Source organism: Paenibacillus mendelii (assembly GCF_024498075.1).
GTDB classification, from domain to species: Bacteria; Bacillota; Bacilli; order Paenibacillales; family Paenibacillaceae; genus Paenibacillus_Z; species Paenibacillus_Z mendelii.
On the sequence record NZ_JANHOF010000007.1, the window covers coordinates 32,590 to 50,763 of the forward strand.

The 18,174-nt window shown below is 52.6% G+C and carries 12 protein-coding genes; all 12 read left to right on the top strand.

The features are described 5' to 3' along the window. Position 1 precedes the first annotated feature (1 nt). A complete protein-coding gene (locus NNL21_RS21355) occupies positions 2 to 2,332 on the top strand; it encodes a helix-turn-helix domain-containing protein (protein WP_204820411.1) in 2,331 nt (776 codons plus the stop codon). A gap of 237 nt (positions 2,333 to 2,569) precedes the next feature. Next, positions 2,570 to 3,511 carry an ABC transporter permease gene (locus NNL21_RS21360; protein ID WP_204820410.1) on the top strand — a complete coding sequence of 314 codons (942 nt, stop codon included), beginning with the start codon at positions 2,570 to 2,572 and terminating at the stop codon, positions 3,509 to 3,511. A 19-nt stretch (positions 3,512 to 3,530) separates the two neighbouring features. Next, positions 3,531 to 4,412, top strand: coding sequence for a carbohydrate ABC transporter permease (locus NNL21_RS21365; protein ID WP_204820409.1), 882 nt, complete (start codon positions 3,531 to 3,533; stop codon positions 4,410 to 4,412). Positions 4,413 to 4,468: 56 nt separating this feature from the next. Further along, on the top strand, positions 4,469 to 6,094 hold the full coding sequence (locus NNL21_RS21370; RefSeq protein WP_204820408.1) for an ABC transporter substrate-binding protein: 1,626 nt from the start codon (positions 4,469 to 4,471) through the stop codon (positions 6,092 to 6,094). Positions 6,095 to 6,203: 109 nt separating this feature from the next. Then, a complete protein-coding gene (locus NNL21_RS21375) occupies positions 6,204 to 8,447 on the top strand; it encodes a glycoside hydrolase family 2 protein (RefSeq protein WP_204820407.1) in 2,244 nt (747 codons plus the stop codon). Between the two features lie 154 nt (positions 8,448 to 8,601). Continuing rightward, positions 8,602 to 10,122: an MDR family MFS transporter gene (locus NNL21_RS21380; RefSeq protein ID WP_256555384.1), complete on the top strand. Its 1,521-nt coding sequence runs from the start codon at positions 8,602 to 8,604 to the stop codon at positions 10,120 to 10,122. Positions 10,123 to 10,186: 64 nt separating this feature from the next. Continuing rightward, a complete protein-coding gene (locus NNL21_RS21385) occupies positions 10,187 to 10,780 on the top strand; it encodes a TetR/AcrR family transcriptional regulator (protein ID WP_204820406.1) in 594 nt (197 codons plus the stop codon). Positions 10,781 to 10,982: 202 nt separating this feature from the next. Then, positions 10,983 to 13,037, top strand: a complete 2,055-nt coding sequence (locus tag NNL21_RS21390) for a hydantoinase/oxoprolinase family protein (protein WP_204820405.1) — start codon at positions 10,983 to 10,985, stop codon at positions 13,035 to 13,037. Between the two features lies 1 nt (position 13,038). Then, positions 13,039 to 15,015: a hydantoinase B/oxoprolinase family protein gene (locus NNL21_RS21395; RefSeq protein WP_204820404.1), complete on the top strand. Its 1,977-nt coding sequence runs from the start codon at positions 13,039 to 13,041 to the stop codon at positions 15,013 to 15,015. Positions 15,016 to 15,058: 43 nt separating this feature from the next. Further along, on the top strand, positions 15,059 to 16,180 hold the full coding sequence (locus NNL21_RS21400) for an ABC transporter substrate-binding protein (RefSeq protein ID WP_256555385.1): 1,122 nt from the start codon (positions 15,059 to 15,061) through the stop codon (positions 16,178 to 16,180). After that, positions 16,177 to 17,280, top strand: a complete 1,104-nt coding sequence (locus NNL21_RS21405; RefSeq protein ID WP_204820402.1) for an ABC transporter ATP-binding protein — start codon at positions 16,177 to 16,179, stop codon at positions 17,278 to 17,280. Before NNL21_RS21400 ends, NNL21_RS21405 begins: the two co-directional genes overlap by 4 nt. 13 nt (positions 17,281 to 17,293) lie before the next feature. Further along, the gene (locus NNL21_RS21410) at positions 17,294 to 18,172 is read left to right on the top strand and encodes an ABC transporter permease (protein WP_204820401.1); all 879 of its coding nucleotides are present in this window, start codon (positions 17,294 to 17,296) and stop codon (positions 18,170 to 18,172) included. Positions 18,173 to 18,174 lie beyond the last annotated feature (2 nt).

Genomic DNA, 18,174 nt, shown 5'->3' on the forward strand with positions numbered 1-18,174 from the left:
ATTGAGACCGTTCATCCATTTCATGAAAAAGAATAAAACCTTAGTCCGGATGCTCCTTATCTTAACGACGTCCTGCGCGATTCTATTATCTTCTCTGTCCGCTTTTCTCTATAAGCAATATTCGGAAAGAAGCATCCGGGATGCATACGGCATCTCGGCCGAGCAGCTGGAACAGACTTACCGGTTGATCGAGGCTCAGCTGACGAATGTGTACAATTATTATTCCAGGTTCTTCACGAGCAACAGCCATGTGTTTAATGCACTCTACGCAGATCAATTCAATGCGGAAGAGATGTATGAAATCAACAAAACGCTTAAAGATTCGATGCAGGTTAGCCCGCTCGTGTCGTCCGTCTATATTGTGAACCGGAATGCGGACGCGGCGTTCTCGAGCGGAGCGACGGTGAGAACGATTGGAAATTTCTACGATACGGACATCGTTGAATACTTGAAGATGAGCCATGAAATCAATCATCCTGTATTCATACCGAGGGATGTCCGTTACCGCATATATGATAAATGGGAGGAACACGGATTTATCTCGGTCCTGTTCTCTGAATCGGCGAATACGGCTGCGGCGGACTCGGCGTTAATTATTAACATCAGCCAGGACAAAATCAGAGAGATGCTGGCGATCAAGTCGCCAGGCGCCTATACGCAGAAGATGATCGTCGACACGAAGGGCGCCATCGTCATCCAGACGGATAGCCCGGTGCACGAGAAGTCCATCACGAACGAAGCGTTCTTTCGCTCCATTCAAGCGGACGCGGCGGCCAGCGGGTATTTCACGGAGGATATTCAAGGGAAGAAGTATTTTATTACCCATCTCGAATCCAGCAGCATTCTGGGGTGGTTCTTTATTAGCATCATGGAGTATGAACAGCTGGTAGCCGGCATTTCACAATTGCGCGACGCCGTGTTTATGATTACCGGCATTTTCATTCTACTATCCGCGATCGTTTCCCTATTTTTTATCCGCAGCTTGTATAAGCCGGTCCATCGTCTGATTCATAAAGTCAAATCGGCAGGAAAGCTTGGGGCGGATTCGTCCCCGGCCAGTGAATTCGAGTTTCTTCGGGATGCGTTCGATCACTTGACGGCCAATATATCCGGACTGAATCATATCGTGAATGCCTATAAGCCGGCGAAGAAGAAAGAGCTGCTGGAGCGGCTGATCCGCGATGAAGTCTACTTGAACAAAAATACGGAAGAGGAGCTCCAAGCCATAGGCATTCCTCCCGATTCTCTTCACAATCTGATCGTCATGATCCGAATCGACGATTATGGCGCATTAATCGAGCGTTGTTCCTTGCGGGATATCGCGTTGTACCGCTTCGCGATCTCCAACATTACGAAAGAGCTGATGAGGGAATGGGAGTTTGTCGAGGAAATCGAAAGTAAAGGGAACGAGATTACCTTTCTATTCGGCTCGATAGACGGAAGGCCGCTAACGATGCTCAAGGAGACATTAAGAAGCGTGCAGGACGAGGTTGAGAAGAATCTGAAAATGTCGATAACGGTTGCGATCGGCTCGGTGTTCAGTCAACTGTCGGAGATTCGAAAATCGTACTACGGTGCCTTGAATGCTTCGAATTGCAGAATCCGGCTAGGAAGAGGGGCCTTGATCGATCAGAGCTCCGTCCCGGAGAACGGGACGGAACCCTACGTATATCCGCATGATCTGGAGAAAAGGCTGTTAAATAGCCTGAAGCTGGAAGAAGAAGATAAATATAATCGCTCGTTGGATGCTTTCGTACAGTCCGTCAGCCCATTCACCTACGATGAGGTGATCCTGTCCTTGACCCAATTGGCTTTGGCTGTCGTCAAGACCGCGACCGGCGAGATGCAAGTCGATCCTGAACGGCTAGGCGTTCAGAGAAGCCATATTTCGAAGCAGCTTGCGGATCGGGATACGTTGGAGGAAATCAAGCTTTGGTATCATCAGCTGTACAAGGCGATCGTTCAAGCCGTGAATGAGAGAAAGGATTCGAAGCAGGATGACATGGTTAGGCAGCTTGTCGACTACATCTCGGTTCATTATCACGATCCAAATCTGAGCGTCGAAAGCCTAGCCGATCAGGTACATCTATCGCCCAATCATCTGCGCTTGATCTTCAAGAAGCAGCTGGGGAAGTCACTCTCCGAGCATATCACAGATATCCGGTTTATTCAGGCCATGCGATTGCTGCGGGAGTCGGATGAACGGATCAAGAATATTGCGGAGAAGGTGGGATTCGCGAATACGGGCTACTTCTACACGAGCTTCAAGAAATATACGGGAGTTAGTGCGGCTCAGTATCGGGATGACCATAAGGCGGGAACAAGCTCCTGATCATCCTCACGATAAGAACGCCATTCGGCCCTAGGGGACGGATGGCGTTCTTGGCGTGCGGGGAAATCATGAACGATCGACGTCATGGCGAGAAATCAGCTATCCAATCATGAACGATCAAGGCCATCATTAAAAAACAAGCTACTTATTTGCGGGCTGGGGATGTAAATTAAGAGCCAACCGGTACAGACGGGGATCGATTAGCAAGAGAGAAATGACATGCAGGGGAGGCAAGACATGGTACACAAGAAAACTGGAAGCGCGTTTCAATCGTTCATCCGGGAGCTGGCGAGAAATAAGTATCTTTACTTGCTGACGCTGCCCGGTTTGATCTTCGTCTTTATTTTCAACTACATTCCTATGCTGGGTATCTATGTGGCTTTCTTGGATTTTAATCCGATCAAAGGATTGACCGGAAGCGAATTCGTAGGCTTGCGTAATTTCGAGTTTTTCTTTAGCGGGCTCGATTGGCCTAGAGTGACGTTGAATACGATCTATCTCAATCTCCTGTTCATACTTGGGGAGATTCTGTCGGCCATCGTGCTGGCTGTCATCATTAACGAAATCGGCGGCAGATGGTTCAAGAGAATCACCCAGTCGGTCATCATCCTTCCGTTCTTTATTTCGTGGGCGGTCGTTTCCATCTTTATGATCACGCTGCTCTCGTCGGAAGGCGGCATCGTCAATAAGCTGCTGGAAGCGATGGGATATCCGCCCGTCAGCTTCTATTCGTCTCCTGAAGCATGGCCGGGAATCTTGATCCTGATCCGGATTTGGAAGAGCGCCGGGTACGGAACCATCATCTATTTGGCTGCGATGGCCGGAATCAATAACGACTTGTATGAATCGGCCAGAATCGACGGCGCCAATCGGCTGCAAATGATTCGTCATATCACGCTGCCGCTTATGAAAAGCATCACGTTCCTTCTCGTTCTTCTCGCTCTGGGGCGGGTCTTCTACGGCGATTTCGGCATGATCTACGCGCTTGTCGGCGACAATTCGTTCTTGTATCCGACGACGGATGTTATCGATACTTTCGTGTACCGGTCGCTTCGTACGCTGGGGGATTTCGGCATGGCTTCGGCAATCGGGCTGTATCAGTCCGTCATGGGGCTGATCCTGATTCTGATCACCAACAGGATCGTCAAGATCTACGATAAAGAAGCAACGATCTACTAACTTGCCCAGGAGGTACGGAATGAAGACGCGAAATACGAGCGACAGAATCTTACTGGGGATTTTCTATTGCGTCATTACTTTATTTGCATTCATATGTGTATTGCCCTTCTGGCTGCTGATCTCCAGTTCAGTTACGGATGAACTATCCCTTATTCAGAACGGGTACAATCTGATTCCAACCAAGCTATCCTTTGAAGCGTACAGACTGATCCTCAATACGAGTGTGATCTACAAATCGTACGCGGTGACGTTGACCGTGACGATCGTTGGAACGGTGATCAGCCTGATCGTAACAAGCGGAATCGCCTATGCGATTTCGGAGAAAAGGTTGAAGTATGCGGGCGCCATTTCCTTCTTTCTCTACTTGACCATTCTGTTCAACGGCGGATTGGTTGCCTACTATCTCTTAATCGTGAAGTACCTGCATATGGGGAATACGATATGGGCGCTTATTCTTCCGGGCGTTCTAAGCCCGTATTATGTCTATATGCTGCGGAACTTCTTTCGCAGCGTACCGGAATCCTTGTCCGAGTCTGCACGGATCGACGGCGCTAACGATATGACGGTGCTGCTGCGAATAATCATTCCCGTGTCACTGCCCGCGATGTCGACGATAGGGTTGTTCTATGCGATCGGATTCTGGAATGAATGGTTCAGAGCGCTGTTGTTTATCGAGAAGCCCGAGCTGTATCCCTTGCAATATATCATTATGTCAATTATTCGCAACGTCGAATTCGCCAGCAGCATGGTCAACGGCAATCAGCAAATCGCCGCTGTCGTGCCCGCGTTCTCGGCGAGGATGGCTACTACGGTCATCACCATCGGTCCGATTATTTTCTTATATCCGTTCCTTCAGAGGTATTTCATACGGGGTTTAGTGATGGGTGCTGTAAAGGGCTAATGCCGATTGTTGGTTTAGCATAGATGATGGTTAGAAAAAATGGAGGGGTTTCAAGGATGAAGAGCAAAGCGAAGAAAAGTACGGCACTTGTATTAGCCCTGATCTTGTTGGTAAGTATGCTGGCGGCGTGCTCGCAAAGCAACGAGAAGAACGGCGGCAAGCCGAATGATGCCAACGCTCCGGCGGGAGGCGGGGAAACCGAGGCGACGACTCCTGCGCCTGATCCGGTGGAATTGAATTTCATGCTGTGGGGAGACAAGCCGGCGGGAATGGACGAGGTGTTGGCGGAATTCGAGAAGAGAACCAAAGATACGCTGAACATGAAAATTAACATCTCCTGGACGCCGCTGAGCGACTTCTCCAACAAAGTGAAGCTGAAGCTGTCCTCAGGCGAAGAGATCGATGCCGTCTTCGATGCGCCGTGGGCCACGATGATCAACAACATTAATCAGGAACTGTATCAGGAGCTGGATAAATACTTCTTAAACGATAATTACCCGGGATTGAAGAAGGCGTTCGGGGAGCAATATGTGGGCAATAACAAATTTAACGGCAAGCTGTATGGCATTCCCTTCACGCAAGGCTATAAGGAGGTTTATGGGTATTTCATCCGCAAAGATTTAAGAGAGAAGTACGGAATCGGACCGATATCGAACCTTCAAGAGCTCGAGCAATATTTCGATCATGTTCTGAAGAATGAACAAGGCGTAACTCCGCTGGCCGACGATGGCAACGCCTTAAGGTGGAACTATGGGTTAACGGATGAGAACGATTATTTTTTCGCCAAGTCTAATATATTTACGACTTCTTTAACAGGCGGCCTGTCCGCGACTTGCCAAATGAGCGAGGACGGAAAGTCTTGCGTAAGCTTGGAGATGCCGGGAGACAAAGAAGCCCCTTACCCGGGCATTCCTTATAATTTCGTCGAAATCTCGAATCGCTGGAAGAGCAGCGGCTATTTCGAGAAGGATCTGTTGACGCAGCAGAATGCGGCTTCCATGTTCGTAGCGGGTAAAGCGGCATCCTTGGCGCATGGCATCAGTCAGTTCTCATCGTTGAACGATCAGCTGGCCAAAGCGGTACCCGGCGCGAAGCTGGAGTTCTTCCCTTCCAGCGACTCGCAGCGAGCTCAGCAGTCTGGCGCGATGAAGACGGATTTCAAGGCATTTAACTTTATCAGCATACCGGTGACCTCCAAGAAAGCGGATTCGGTCATGAAGTTCTTTGATTGGATGTTCTCCGACAAGTCCAACCATGATTTATTCGAGCGCGGGATTGAAGGCGTCGATTGGATTGCGGACGGGGATGCGCTCTATAAATATCCAGAGAGCGGACCGAGATACATCTTCCCGGGCTACGAAATGACCTGGAATCCGAATATGATCCGGAATCTGGCGGGAATGGATGAGCAGATCTACAAGATGCTTGATTATAGCATGAACGTAGACAGCTACTACCAGACTCCGCTTGCAGGCTTCACGTTCGATTCGGAGCCTGTTAAATCAGAAATCGCCAAGGTCACTCCTGTGATGGACCAGATCGGTCAAGTCTACGCTTCGGGCACGATGGAGGATTCGTTCGTGAAGGCGCATGAATTGAACAAAAAAGCGGTCAAGCTTGGGCTGGATAAAATCAGGGAAGAGGCATTGAAGCAGATCAACACATATTTGGCTGGCAAGTAACAGGTCATGTAACAAAGTGGTGTTTCAAGCAGGATCGACAAAGGCATCGCCACAGTCGATCCTTTTTTATTACAGGTAGTTAATAGTGTCGAGGAGAGTGTTAGGGAAGATGCCCCATTCGCGAATAAGGAAAGAGCTGGACTGGACAGTCGGCTGGAGTCGATCAGCCGAAGAACAGCCAGGCAAGAGGGTGCCGGCGGTCGTTCCTGGTGCCGTGCAGCTGGATTGGGCCCGGGCAGAAGGCTGGGGAGATTACTGGTATGCCGATCATTGGAAGCAGTATGTCTGGATGGAGGATTGCTTCTGGACGTACTCCGCTATTCTATCGATGCCGGAAGCAGGGGCCAGGGAACGTCTTTATTTCGTATGCAGTGGGGTGGACTATCGTTTCACCGTCAAGTTGAATGGGATCGTGCTGTATGAGCAGGAGGGGATGTTCACCCCGTTTGAGATCGATTTAACCGATATTGCTGCAGACGGGGACGAGCTTGCGATTGTCGTATTTCCGGCGCCCAAGCGGGAGGGGGCGTCTCCAGGGCGCGAGCAAGCCGACCAATCCTGCAAGCCGGCCGTAAGCTACGGCTGGGATTGGCATCCGAGGCTGATCCCTCTTGGAATTTGGGACGAGACGTATCTGGATGTGAGAGCTTCTTCCCACATTGAATCCTTCGAAACACAGTATCGTTTGTCTCCGGATTTAGCAGCGGCAGCGATCGAAGTCGTCGTGGAATTATCCGAATGGCCGGAAGACAACGGCGTTCTTCGGTGGACCTTGACGGATTGGCAAGGCAAGAGCGTGGCAGCCGAAGAAATTTCGCCGCGGGATCGGATCGTGCGGATTCATTCGGTGCTTAGAGAGCCGCAGCTGTGGTGGCCGGCCGGGCACGGCGAGCCTGTCTTGTACCAGTCTGCCGTAGAGTGGAATGAAGGCGGCAGCCAACATGACCGGAAGCAGCATGCCATCGGATTTCGCACGGTAAGACTGGTTATGCACCCGGGGGCCTGGGAAGAGCCCTCACAGTTTCCCAAGAGCCGCAGCAATCCACCCATTCTGCTCGAAGTAAACGGGCGGGAGATTTTCTGCAAGGGCGCCAACTGGGTGAATCCCGAGATTTTCCCGGGTACGATTCATGAGCAAACCTACAGTACCTTGTTAGAACTTGCCGGGAATGCGCATATGAATCTGCTGCGCTCCTGGGGAGGAGGAATCGTAAATAAGGAAGCCTTCTTCCGGCTTTGCGACGAGAGGGGGATCATGGTCTGGCAGGACTTCCCCTTGGCCTGCAATAACTATGCCGGTACAGAAGCGTATTTGAAGGTGCTGAATCAAGAATCCAGGTCAATTATCCGCCGATTGCGCGCTCATTGCTCCGTCGTGATCTGGTGCGGGGGCAATGAACTGTTCAACGGCTGGTCGGGAATGACCGATCAATCGTTGGCCTTGCGTCTGTTGAACAAAAATTGTTATGAACTGGATCCGCAGCGGCCCTTTCTAATGACCTCACCATTAATGGGAATGGCACATGGCCATTATAAATTCCGGGATGATCAAGGCAATGAGGTCTATCAATGGATGGCTAAGGCCAGCAGCACGGCTTATACGGAGTTCGGGGTGCCGGGCCCATCCTCCGCCGACTATATTCGGCGGTTCATTCCGAAATCCGAAGTCTACCCGCCGCGACGCGGCACGGCCTGGGAGACGCATCATGCGCTTGGCTCCTGGCAATCCGAGGATTGGCTGAATCAGGATACAATCGAGCATTATTTCGGGCCCTGCGAATCGCTGGAGCTGCTCGCAGAGCGGGGCCAATGGCTTCAGGCCGAAGGCTACAAAGTCATCTATGAAGAAGCCAGAAGGCAGAAGCCGAGATGCTCGATGGCGCTGAATTGGTGCTTGAACGAGCCTTGGCCTACGGCGGCGAATAACAGTCTCATCAACTGGCCGGCGGAGCCGAAGCCGGCCTATGAAGCGGTGAAAGCTTCCTGCCGCCCGATTCTGGCAAGCGCCAGAATCAGTAAATTCTCCTGGCAGGAAGGAGAGACCTTTGCCCCCGAGCTGTGGATCCTGAGCGATTCATACGGCCATCAACCGGGCGGGGCGATCGAGGCGGTGCTGAGCTTTGGGCCAGAAGAAGAGGAAACGCCGCTGTTGGAATGGAACTTTCCGCCGCTAGAGCCAGACGGGAATCGCCGCGGTCCGGTCATTCAGTATGAGCTTCCGCACCGCCTATCAGCGTGCATGACCTTAAAGCTCCGAGTACGGGGCAGGGAGGAGTGGGATTCCACTTATACGCTGCGTTATACGCCTGCCCGATCCTCCAACGAGGTGAAGGTGAGATTGCTCAATATGTAAATGATAGTTTTCACGTCAATAAGTCTGGAACCGCTCGATGGTTCCAGACTTATTGCTAGTTCAGACAGGTCAATGAATTTAATCCTTGACGGAATGAAAAAAATGCTGTAATTTTACATTGACTGATTTAGTCAATCAAAATAATGAGGTGTAAATGATGAAACCAAACAACAAAACACTGGTTTTGATTGCGCTGCTGCTGGGACTTATATTCTCAGAGCTGGACCAAACCGTTGTCTCCACAGCTATGCCTACCATTATTAAGGATCTGCATGGATTGTCGCTGTATGGGTGGGTAGCCGGTGTCTACATGCTCTCTATCACGATGTTCATGCCCATTATCGGCAAGCTGGCTGATCTTTATGGTCGTAGGAAGGTGTATCTAAGCTGCATGGCGCTGTTCATGGCGGGTTCCATTGTCAGCGGGCTGGCAGATTCTATGGTCATGCTGCTCATTGGCCGCAGCATTCAGGGGATCGGAGCAGGCGGACTGATGCCGCTGGCGCTCGTCATTATCGGGGATACCTATCCGCTAGAGCAGCGTGCCAGAATCCAAAGCTTATTCGGTCCCATGATGATCCTTCCGCAGCTTCTCGGACCGACGGTCGGCGGTTATTTTGTAGGTCATCTGAACTGGCACTGGATTTTCCTCATCAATATTCCAATCGGACTTGCTTCCGCATTCTTGATGATTAAAGGCCTCCGGGCAGATGGTGTCAAAGAGAAACGAGTTATCGATTGGGCCGGAGCCGTGACCCTTGTACTGGCTATGCTCTCTCTGCTGCTGGCCCCCGTTCTGATCGATATCCGAGGATACCAGTGGTCTTCGCCGGTTATCATCGGATTGCTTGTTCTATCACTTTCACTCATCGGTGTTTTTATCCGTATTGAATCCCGGGCGAAGGAACCGATTATTCCACTGCATCTGTTTCGCAACCGTACGATTGTTGTGTTATCGCTCCTCGTGTTCACTACCATGCTGGGAATAATGGGGGGCACAGCGGCATTCCCGTTCTTCGCACAAAATGTGATGGGCTTATCGCCGGCCGCAGCGGGTTACTTGACGCTTGCTTTTATGGCCGGTGGTATTCCAGCCAGCATTATGAACGGCTTCCTCATTACGAAGGTCCGCTATCGCAACCTCTTTATCGTTTCATTCTTATTGCCGATTGTCGGCTTTATCCTTCTGTCACGCATCGGTGTGGAAACGTCCGTGATGTATATTGTCGTGAGCTTCTTCATTCTGGGAGCGGGGATGGGCGCTCTCTTCGGAGGCGATAACCTGATCGTTCAGGAATCCGTGGATAAAGAGCATAGCGGCATCGCGCTTTCTACGGTGCAGTTGTTTCAGTCGCTCGGTACAACGCTTGGTTTCAGCATTTTCGGCAGTTTGCTCGCGAAGCAGATTCATAGCGGCATATCCGATATTGCCCAGCTGCCGCCCGGGTCCGCGAGTCTGATCGAGACGGGGGGTATTCCGAATTCGTTGGCGTCTGAGCTGGTGCTGCAGGTGAAGCTGGCATTTTCTCATTCGTTTCAGAACATATTCACGATCAGCATTGGGTTTGCGGTCGCCGCTTTTCTAATCTGCTGGTTTATGAAAAGGGAAGTGCTGACAGCGAAAGATGAGGCTGCCCAGAATCAACAGAAATCTGCTCATCCTGCTGGCTTGTAGCACGGTCGCCATACCTGATATGATGGTAGGTAGTTCATTTCGGAAGGCGAGGGTAAGGAGCACTATGGCACCATTAAACGAAGAGCAGCTGGTTCAGATTCGCGATGAACGCAGGGAACAGATTATGGCTGCCGCTCTAAAGGTTTTTTCCAGACGCGGGGTTGTCGGGACGAAAATGAGCATGATCGTGAAGGAAGCAGGAATCAGTCACGGTCTGGTGTATCATTATTTCAAATCCAAGGAAGAGCTGTTCGTTACGCTTGTTAGATCGGCCATAGATGGTTCCCAGGATGCCATGTTGGCCATTAAGAATCATCCGGGCTCCGCCTATGACAAAATTAGAATGTTAGCCGAAGATATGCTCGATGAGCAGGGCGCTCCTTATTTCCAGCTGATTTATCAAGCAAGGACATCCGAAGGGGTGCCCGAAGAAGCGAAACAGCTGATCTACAAGTACTCGATGGGAGACTATATTGAGATATTGGCTCCTCTGTTTGTGCAAGGTCAGCAGGAGGGGACGATCGCTTCAGGAGAACCAGGAGAAATGGTTGCCAGCTTCCTAACTGTACTTACAGGCGTAATCATGGTAGCGGCCGTGGAAGACCAACAGTACCATATTCCTGATATCGAGATGCTGCTGAAGCTCATTACTAAATAAACGAATCCCAACAACCATTGCCGATTGTATGATCGGTAATGGCTGTTTTTGCATGTGGTTCTCTCTCGAAAAAGCCCGCGGACTAAATTAGAGGCATGGGTGAAATTTGTCGAATTGTGTCATTGACTATTATTTTTAATTCCGATAGAATTAGTCGTATTAAAAAAACTTATTCTATGGCCGAAGTTGAGAGGTGACCTCATTGAGTAGAAAATATCGTCTGGGAATTGACATCGGGGGTACTTTCACAGACTTAACTCTCTTGGATCAAGAGAATGGACGTATCGTTGGTTTGAAAACACCTACCGTTTCGGCTGATCCTGCCCAAGGCATCGCGAACGGCTTGGCAATGTTAGGCGAGAAGGGCGTACAGCCTTCAGATATTCATTATTTTGTCCATGGGACAACGATTGGATTGAACACGCTGCTGCAGCGCAGAGGAGCGAGCATCGCGCTTTTTGTAACCGAGGGGTTCCAAGACCTGCTTTCCTTGCAGCGCCTGCGCCTGCCGGTCCCCTATGATTTCCGTTCGCGGCTGCCTGAGCCGTTAATCGCCCGTAAGCATGTATTCCCGATCCGGGAACGGATGCTGCAGGATGGAACCGTGCATCAAGCGATCGACACCGCTCAATTAGATGAAGTGATTGATGCGGCGGTGGCGGCGAAGGTGGACGGCATCGTCGTGTGCTTGCTTCATAGCTATAAGAATGCTGCTCACGAGGATCAAGTGGCGGAACGAATCCGTACACGCGCACCGGAGCTCGAAGTGAGTGTGTCCTCCAAGCTCTGGCCGCAGATGAGAGAGTATGAGCGTGCGGTCATGACGGCCGTGAATTTATATATTCAACCGAATGTGAAACGGTATTTCGAAACCTTGAAGGAGCGGCTTGTTATCGAAGGCATGCCGGCTACCCCATTCATCACCCAGTCGAACGGCGGGATTATGGATATCGGGACAGCGGCGGAAGCACCGGTACGAACGCTGTTCTCCGGACCTGCGGCTGGTGTCATCGGCGCGGTACGGGTTGCGGAATCCGCAGGGATCGGCAATGTGATTACCTTCGACGTTGGCGGTACAAGCGCCGATATCTCCATTATCGAAGACGGCAAGCCGACTTTCGTGCAAACGAATCATCTGGCTGGTTTCCCTATTATGCTGCCTTCCGTTTCCATCTATTCCGTTGGTGCCGGAGGCGGATCGTTTGCTTGGATCGATAATGGCGGCCTGTTGAAGGTAGGGCCTGAATCGGTCGGATCTAATCCGGGTCCAGCCTGCTATGGGCGAGGAGATAAAGCGGCCTTGACGGACGCCTTCCTGCTGTGCGGCTACTTGAATCCGGCGCGGTTCGCCGCGGGCAGCGTGGCGCTGCAGCCGGAATTGTCGGCCCAAGCGATTCAGCCGATCGCGGATTATTTGCACACGGACGCCCAATCGGCAGCCGATCAGATGATCCAGGTGGCGATAGCCAATATGTATGCCGAGCTTAGCAGCGTGCTGGAACAGCACGGCATTGACCCGCGCGATTTCAGCGTGCTTGCGTTCGGCGGAGCGGGACCGGTGACGGCGAACTTCATCGCCGACGAGATCCAGGCACAGAGCGTTCTCGTACCGCCAAGTCCAGGAACGCTGTGCGCGCTCGGCGCGTTAACCGCTGATTTCGCTTATGATGCCGTACAGTCCAGAAAGAACCTGCTGCTCGATCTGCCTATGGCTTCATTAAACGAGGAATATACCAAGCTCGTCGATCATGCCCGTGAATGGCTGGAGCTCCAAGATATTAGCGGGCTTGAAGGACAAAGCTATTATTATTCGATGGATGCCCGCTACAGTGGACAAGCCTTCGAGATTGAGCTGCCGCTCGATCCGGCTTGGCTGGCGGACTCATCGCATCAACGTATACTGGATTCGTTCCATGAGCTTCATCAACGTCAATACGGGCACAGCGACACGGAGGCCCTCGTTGAAGTGATGAACCTCCGCGTGCGTGTGGTCGGTCATACCTTGAAGCCGCTGCAAGCACGCGTACCTGAAGCGCAAGGCGAAGTAACCGCACACGGTGAGCGTGAGATCGTCGTCCGCGGTCAACGTTATCAGGCGCCGATCTACTTGCGTACAGACCTACATGCAGGCCACCGGGTTGAAGGTCCGGCGGTTGTGGAGCAGGACGATACGACCGTACTTATTCTTGCAGGCTGGCATGGTAAGGTAGATCCTTACGGCAACTTAATATTACGACGTACGGAAGAGGTGAAGTAAGATGCGTGCCAATCCCGCAACATTAGAGATTATGCGAAGCTACTTCAATGCGATCGCGAGCGGAATGGGTCATGTCATTGAACGGACCTCATTCACGACCTTCGTCAAAGAATCGGCGGACTTTGCGACAGCCTTGGCCGTTCCTTCCGGGGAATTCTACGTTTATCCGAAGACGGTCGGCGTTACGATCTTCATGGGACTCAGCTTGCAGAAGGCGGTTGAAGCCTGCGGTACGCTGGAGCCGGGAGACATCGTGATCACGAACGATCCGTATTCAACGGATGGTCTCGCGACGCATCTGCCCGATGTGCATGTGTTCAAACCGATCTTCGTCGATGGCGAATTGATCAGCTATGCATGGGCATTCGTTCACGTCAGTGACGTTGGCGGGCTTGTACCGGCAAGCATTTCACCGAAGGCGACGGATATTCATCAGGAAGGGCTGCGGATTCCGCCTGTGAAGCTGTACCGGAAGGGCGAGGCCAATCCGGATGTCCATTTGCTGCTCAATGCGAATAGCCGTGTACCCCATCTGAATCTGGGCGATATTAACGCGATGGTCGCGTCTGTGAATACGGCGGAAACCCGGCTTCTGGCCATGGTGAAGAAATTCGGCGTCAACACCGTCAAGGACGGCATGTATGATCTCCTGGATCAAGGCGAAGCCCGTGCACGTCAGGTGATCGAGAAGATTCCGGACGGCACCTATGCATTCGCCGACTACTTGGATGACGATATGATTTCCGATACGCCGATCCGCTTGGCTGTTGACGTGACGGTAGCCGGGAGCGACATCACGCTCGACTTCTCCAATTGTGATCCGCAGGTGCATACGGCGTTCAACCTGGTGACGAACGGCAGCCGCCATTCGTTCTTATTCCAAGGGCTCATCAACTATATTATCAGCTCGGACCCGTTCATACCGGTCAATGGCGGCATCACGAACCCGGTGAAAGTGATCGCGCCTAAGGGTACGCTGGTCAACCCGGAATATCCGGCCGCGGTCGGCGTACGTCATACGATTACCATGAGGTTGTATAATGCGGTGCTCGGCGCATTGTCGAAGGCGCTGCCGGATGATGTTCCGGCAGCGGGCGCAGGTCAGGCCGCAATCGTCGTGTTGTCCACCCCGGATACGCTCACGGGGACGCGTAAGGTAGCTGTCGTTGAACCGATGGGCGGCGGAGGCGGTGGCCAGAGCGATATGGACGGTGTCGACGGCATCGATCATGCATCCGGCTTTCTGAAGAATACACCGATCGAAAGCTTGGAGCAGCATATCGATATTCTCGTCCATCGCTATGAGCTGCTGCCCGATACGGCCGGAACCGGTCTGCGGCGCGGCGGTCACGCGGTAAGGCTCGACTTTGAAATTATCGAACCGGATTCCATGGTAACAGCCAGAGGAATGGAGCGGCTTCGCTTCCAGCCTTGGGGTCTGGCAGGCGGCAATGCCGGTGCGCTCGGCAGCGTCGTGCTGAATCCCGGCAAGCCGGATGAAGAGAAGCTGTCTAAGATCAGCGTGCTGACACCGGAGCCGGGCGATGTCGTCAGTATCCGCTCTCCTGGCGGCGGCGGTTGGGGCGATGGGTTACAGCGTTCGCCTCAGCTCGTGCTCGAGGAGATCGAATCCGGCTTGTTAAGCCGTGAGCGTGCCGAGCAGTATTACGGTGTTGTCGTGCAAGAAGGCAATGAAGAACGAACGCTGCGTGTCGATGAGCAAGCCACAAAGGAGCTTCGCCAGTCTAAGACCGGTGGCAAGCCGTCTACCTGGGATTTCGGCGATGCTCGCGAGGCGTATGAGGCGCATTGGACACCAGAGGCCAGCAATACGCTAGCCCGCCTGCTGCACCAGCTGCCTTCTACGCAGCGTTGGCACCGCAAACAGCTTGTCCACGATAAGCTTCGCGATATCAATAAGCCGCTCGATGCGGAGACGATACGCCTGACTTGGGCGGAGATCGAACAAAGCAAGTAACCCCTATTCACATAAAGGGAAACCAAAGAGGAGAATGATCACCATGACCAAACGTAAGCTGCTCGCTCCATTTATGATTCTAATCGCTCTAGCGCTGGTAACGGCTGCTTGCGGCGGCAACAATAAAGAAGCATCGAACAACGAATCTGCCGAACCAGGCACCCTTCCGAAGACGGACACGGTTGTTATCGGCGTCTCCGGCGGCGATTGGGAGAAAAACATTCGTGCAGCCGCATTGGATGAATTCGCGAAGAAAACAGGCATCAACGTCGAGATCGTCACAGGTACCGACGCGGAGTGGTTTGCCAAGCTCAAAGCCTCGAACGGGAAAAACCCGGATTATGATATCTTGATCCTTCAGCCCGATACGATTGAGCGCGCGACAGCCGCTGATCTGCTCCAGCCGCTTGATGCGGCTAATGTTCCGAACCTAGCGGACTTGTATCCTTCCGTGCAGGAGCGTTTCACGAAGGACGGCAAGCAATACGCGGCCGGCTTCAGCATGGGACAGCTAGGGCTTGCCTACCGGGCGGACTTGATGCCGTTCAAGCCGACCAGCTGGATGGATTTGTGGAAGCCGGAGCTGAAAGGGCACGTTGCAATTTCTTCACCGACCTATGCGGCAGGCCTGCAGTTCTTCTCCGGTCTGACTCATGCACTGGGCGGAGAGGTCAGCAACCCGGCTGACCTTGACAAGACGTTCGAGAAGCTGGGTGAACTGAAGAGCAGCGCCGTCGGATTCCCGGAGAATGCGGGTTCGATTCAAACGCTGCTTGAGCGTGGAGACGCATGGGTCGTTCCGTTCTGGGATGGACGTATCTTCGCCATGAAGAAAGCCGGATTGAATGTGGACTTTGTGTATCCTGAGGATGGTCCGGTTGCGGCGCTTGCCAGCTGGGCGATCATGAAAGGGAGCCCGAACCTCGCGAATGCATACCAATTGCTGGATTACTTGAGCAGCCCAGAGGTGCACAAAGCGTTCTCGGACAAATCGTTGTACGGCATGTCCAATAAGAACGTGGAATACAGCGACGAACTGAAGAATCAAGTACAGGTCGGCGAAGAGTTTTATTCGAAATTGACTTGGGTTGACTATGAGACGGCAACACCTAATCTGTCGGATTGGACCAACCGATGGACCCAAGTGTTAGGCGGTGGAAAGTGAGCAACATCACGATCCAACAAGTCAGCCGCGAATTCGGGGCCAACACAGCCTTGAAGCAGGTGAACCTGGAGGTGCGAGAAGGGGAGTTCTTCTCCCTTCTCGGCCCCAGCGGCTGCGGAAAAACGACGCTGCTTAATATCATCGCCGGCTTTCTGGAACCGACGACAGGCGAGGTGCTGATCGGTGGACGCGAAGTGACGGATCTGCCTCCATATCGGCGGGACATTGGGATGGTTTTTCAAAACTATGCCCTTTTTCCGCATTTAAGTGTATTTGAGAACGTAGCCTACGGCTTGAAGGTTCGGAAGATGCCGCGCGCGGACATCCGCAAGCGCGTGGAGGAAAGCCTAGCCTCCGTACGGCTGGAATCATTCGCGGCGCGGATGCCGCATCAATTAAGCGGCGGGCAGCAGCAGCGGGTCGCGATCGCCCGGGCGCTGGCCATTAAGCCGAAGGTGCTGCTGCTGGATGAGCCGCTCAGCAACCTGGATGCCAAGCTCCGCAAGGAGATGCAATCGGAGCTGCGGAGCTTGCAGCAAAGCGTGGGCATTACGACCGTGCTCGTGACCCACGATCAGGAGGAGGCACTGAGCTTGTCCGACCGGATCGGTATTCTGGGGAACGGGGAGCTGCAGCAGCTCGGATCTCCGCTGGATGTGTACCGCCGTCCGGCGAATCGGTTCGTTGCCGAATTTATCGGTCAAGTTAACCTTATTGAAGCTAAGGCGGTCTCCGCGAGCGGGTCTCCAGCTGGTGTACTAACATATCAGACCGCCCAATATCGCTTGGCCTCCGGTCAGCCGCTGTCGCTGTCCGCAGCCAGCGATCCTGCGCTTACCGGCAAGGAATCGGTATTATTCATGCTCCGTCCAGAGCGTATTCAGCTCTCGCCAGAGCATGCTTCAGAAGGAACGAATCAAACGGAAATCCAGATCACAGACGTCAGCTATGCAGGTAACTTCCTTCGTATCGCTGGAACTCTTCCTGGGGGAGGCGAACTCGTCATTCAGGCGCCGGACCCGTCTTTTACCGTGCTGCCTGAGCCGGGTCAGACGCTTTATGCCCGCTGGGCCCCAGAGGATTTGGTTCCGTTAGTGTGAGGAGGACAAGCGGATGACAAAGACGAAAAAGAAATACAGACGCAATATGTTCTCATGGATTCTGCTAACGCCGAGTCTGCTGTTTATGGGGATCTTCTTGATCCTTCCTTTTCTTTTATTGCTGATACTGAGCTTCCATGATGTAGATAAGTATATGAACACCTTATCGACCTTCAGTCTGTCCCAGTATATCGAGGTCTTCACCTCGCCATTTTATTTGGGCACGATCCGCTCCACCCTGTGGGTGGCGCTGCTAACGACCGTGATCTGCATCGTTTTGGCTTATCCGGCGGCTTATTTGCTTGTACGGTCGCCGAATCAAGGCACCCGGACGATGTTTTACATTTTGCTGGTGTCCCCGCTGCTTACGAGCGTGGTCATTCGCACCTTTGCCTGGATCGTCATTCTGGCTCAGAACGGACTGGTCAATGAGGTGCTGATGAAGCTCCATCTCATCAATCAGCCGCTAACGCTGCTCTGGAACATGAACGCGGTCATCATCGCCTACGTGCAGGTCATGCTGCCGTTCGCCGTGCTGCCGATTGCGACTTCGTTAGGCGAGATTGCACCTAACCTGCGCCAGGCCTCGATGATCTTGGGAGCGGGACGGCTGCGCACCTTCGTGAAAGTCACGCTGCCGTTGACGATCCCGGGAATGATATCCGGCGCCGTAATCGTCTTCTCGCTGGCGGCGGGCAGTTATATTACGCCGCTGCTGGTCGGAGGACGCTTGCAGCCGTTTCTTCCGTTATCGATCTATCAGCAAGTCATGCAAGTATCGAACCTGCCGCTTGGAGCGGCTATGTCCTTAACCCTTCTTCTCTTTGTAGGGATTGTGGTGGGGGTTCTGGGGTGGATCTTAAAACGATGGGAGGGGCGAATGAATGGATAATA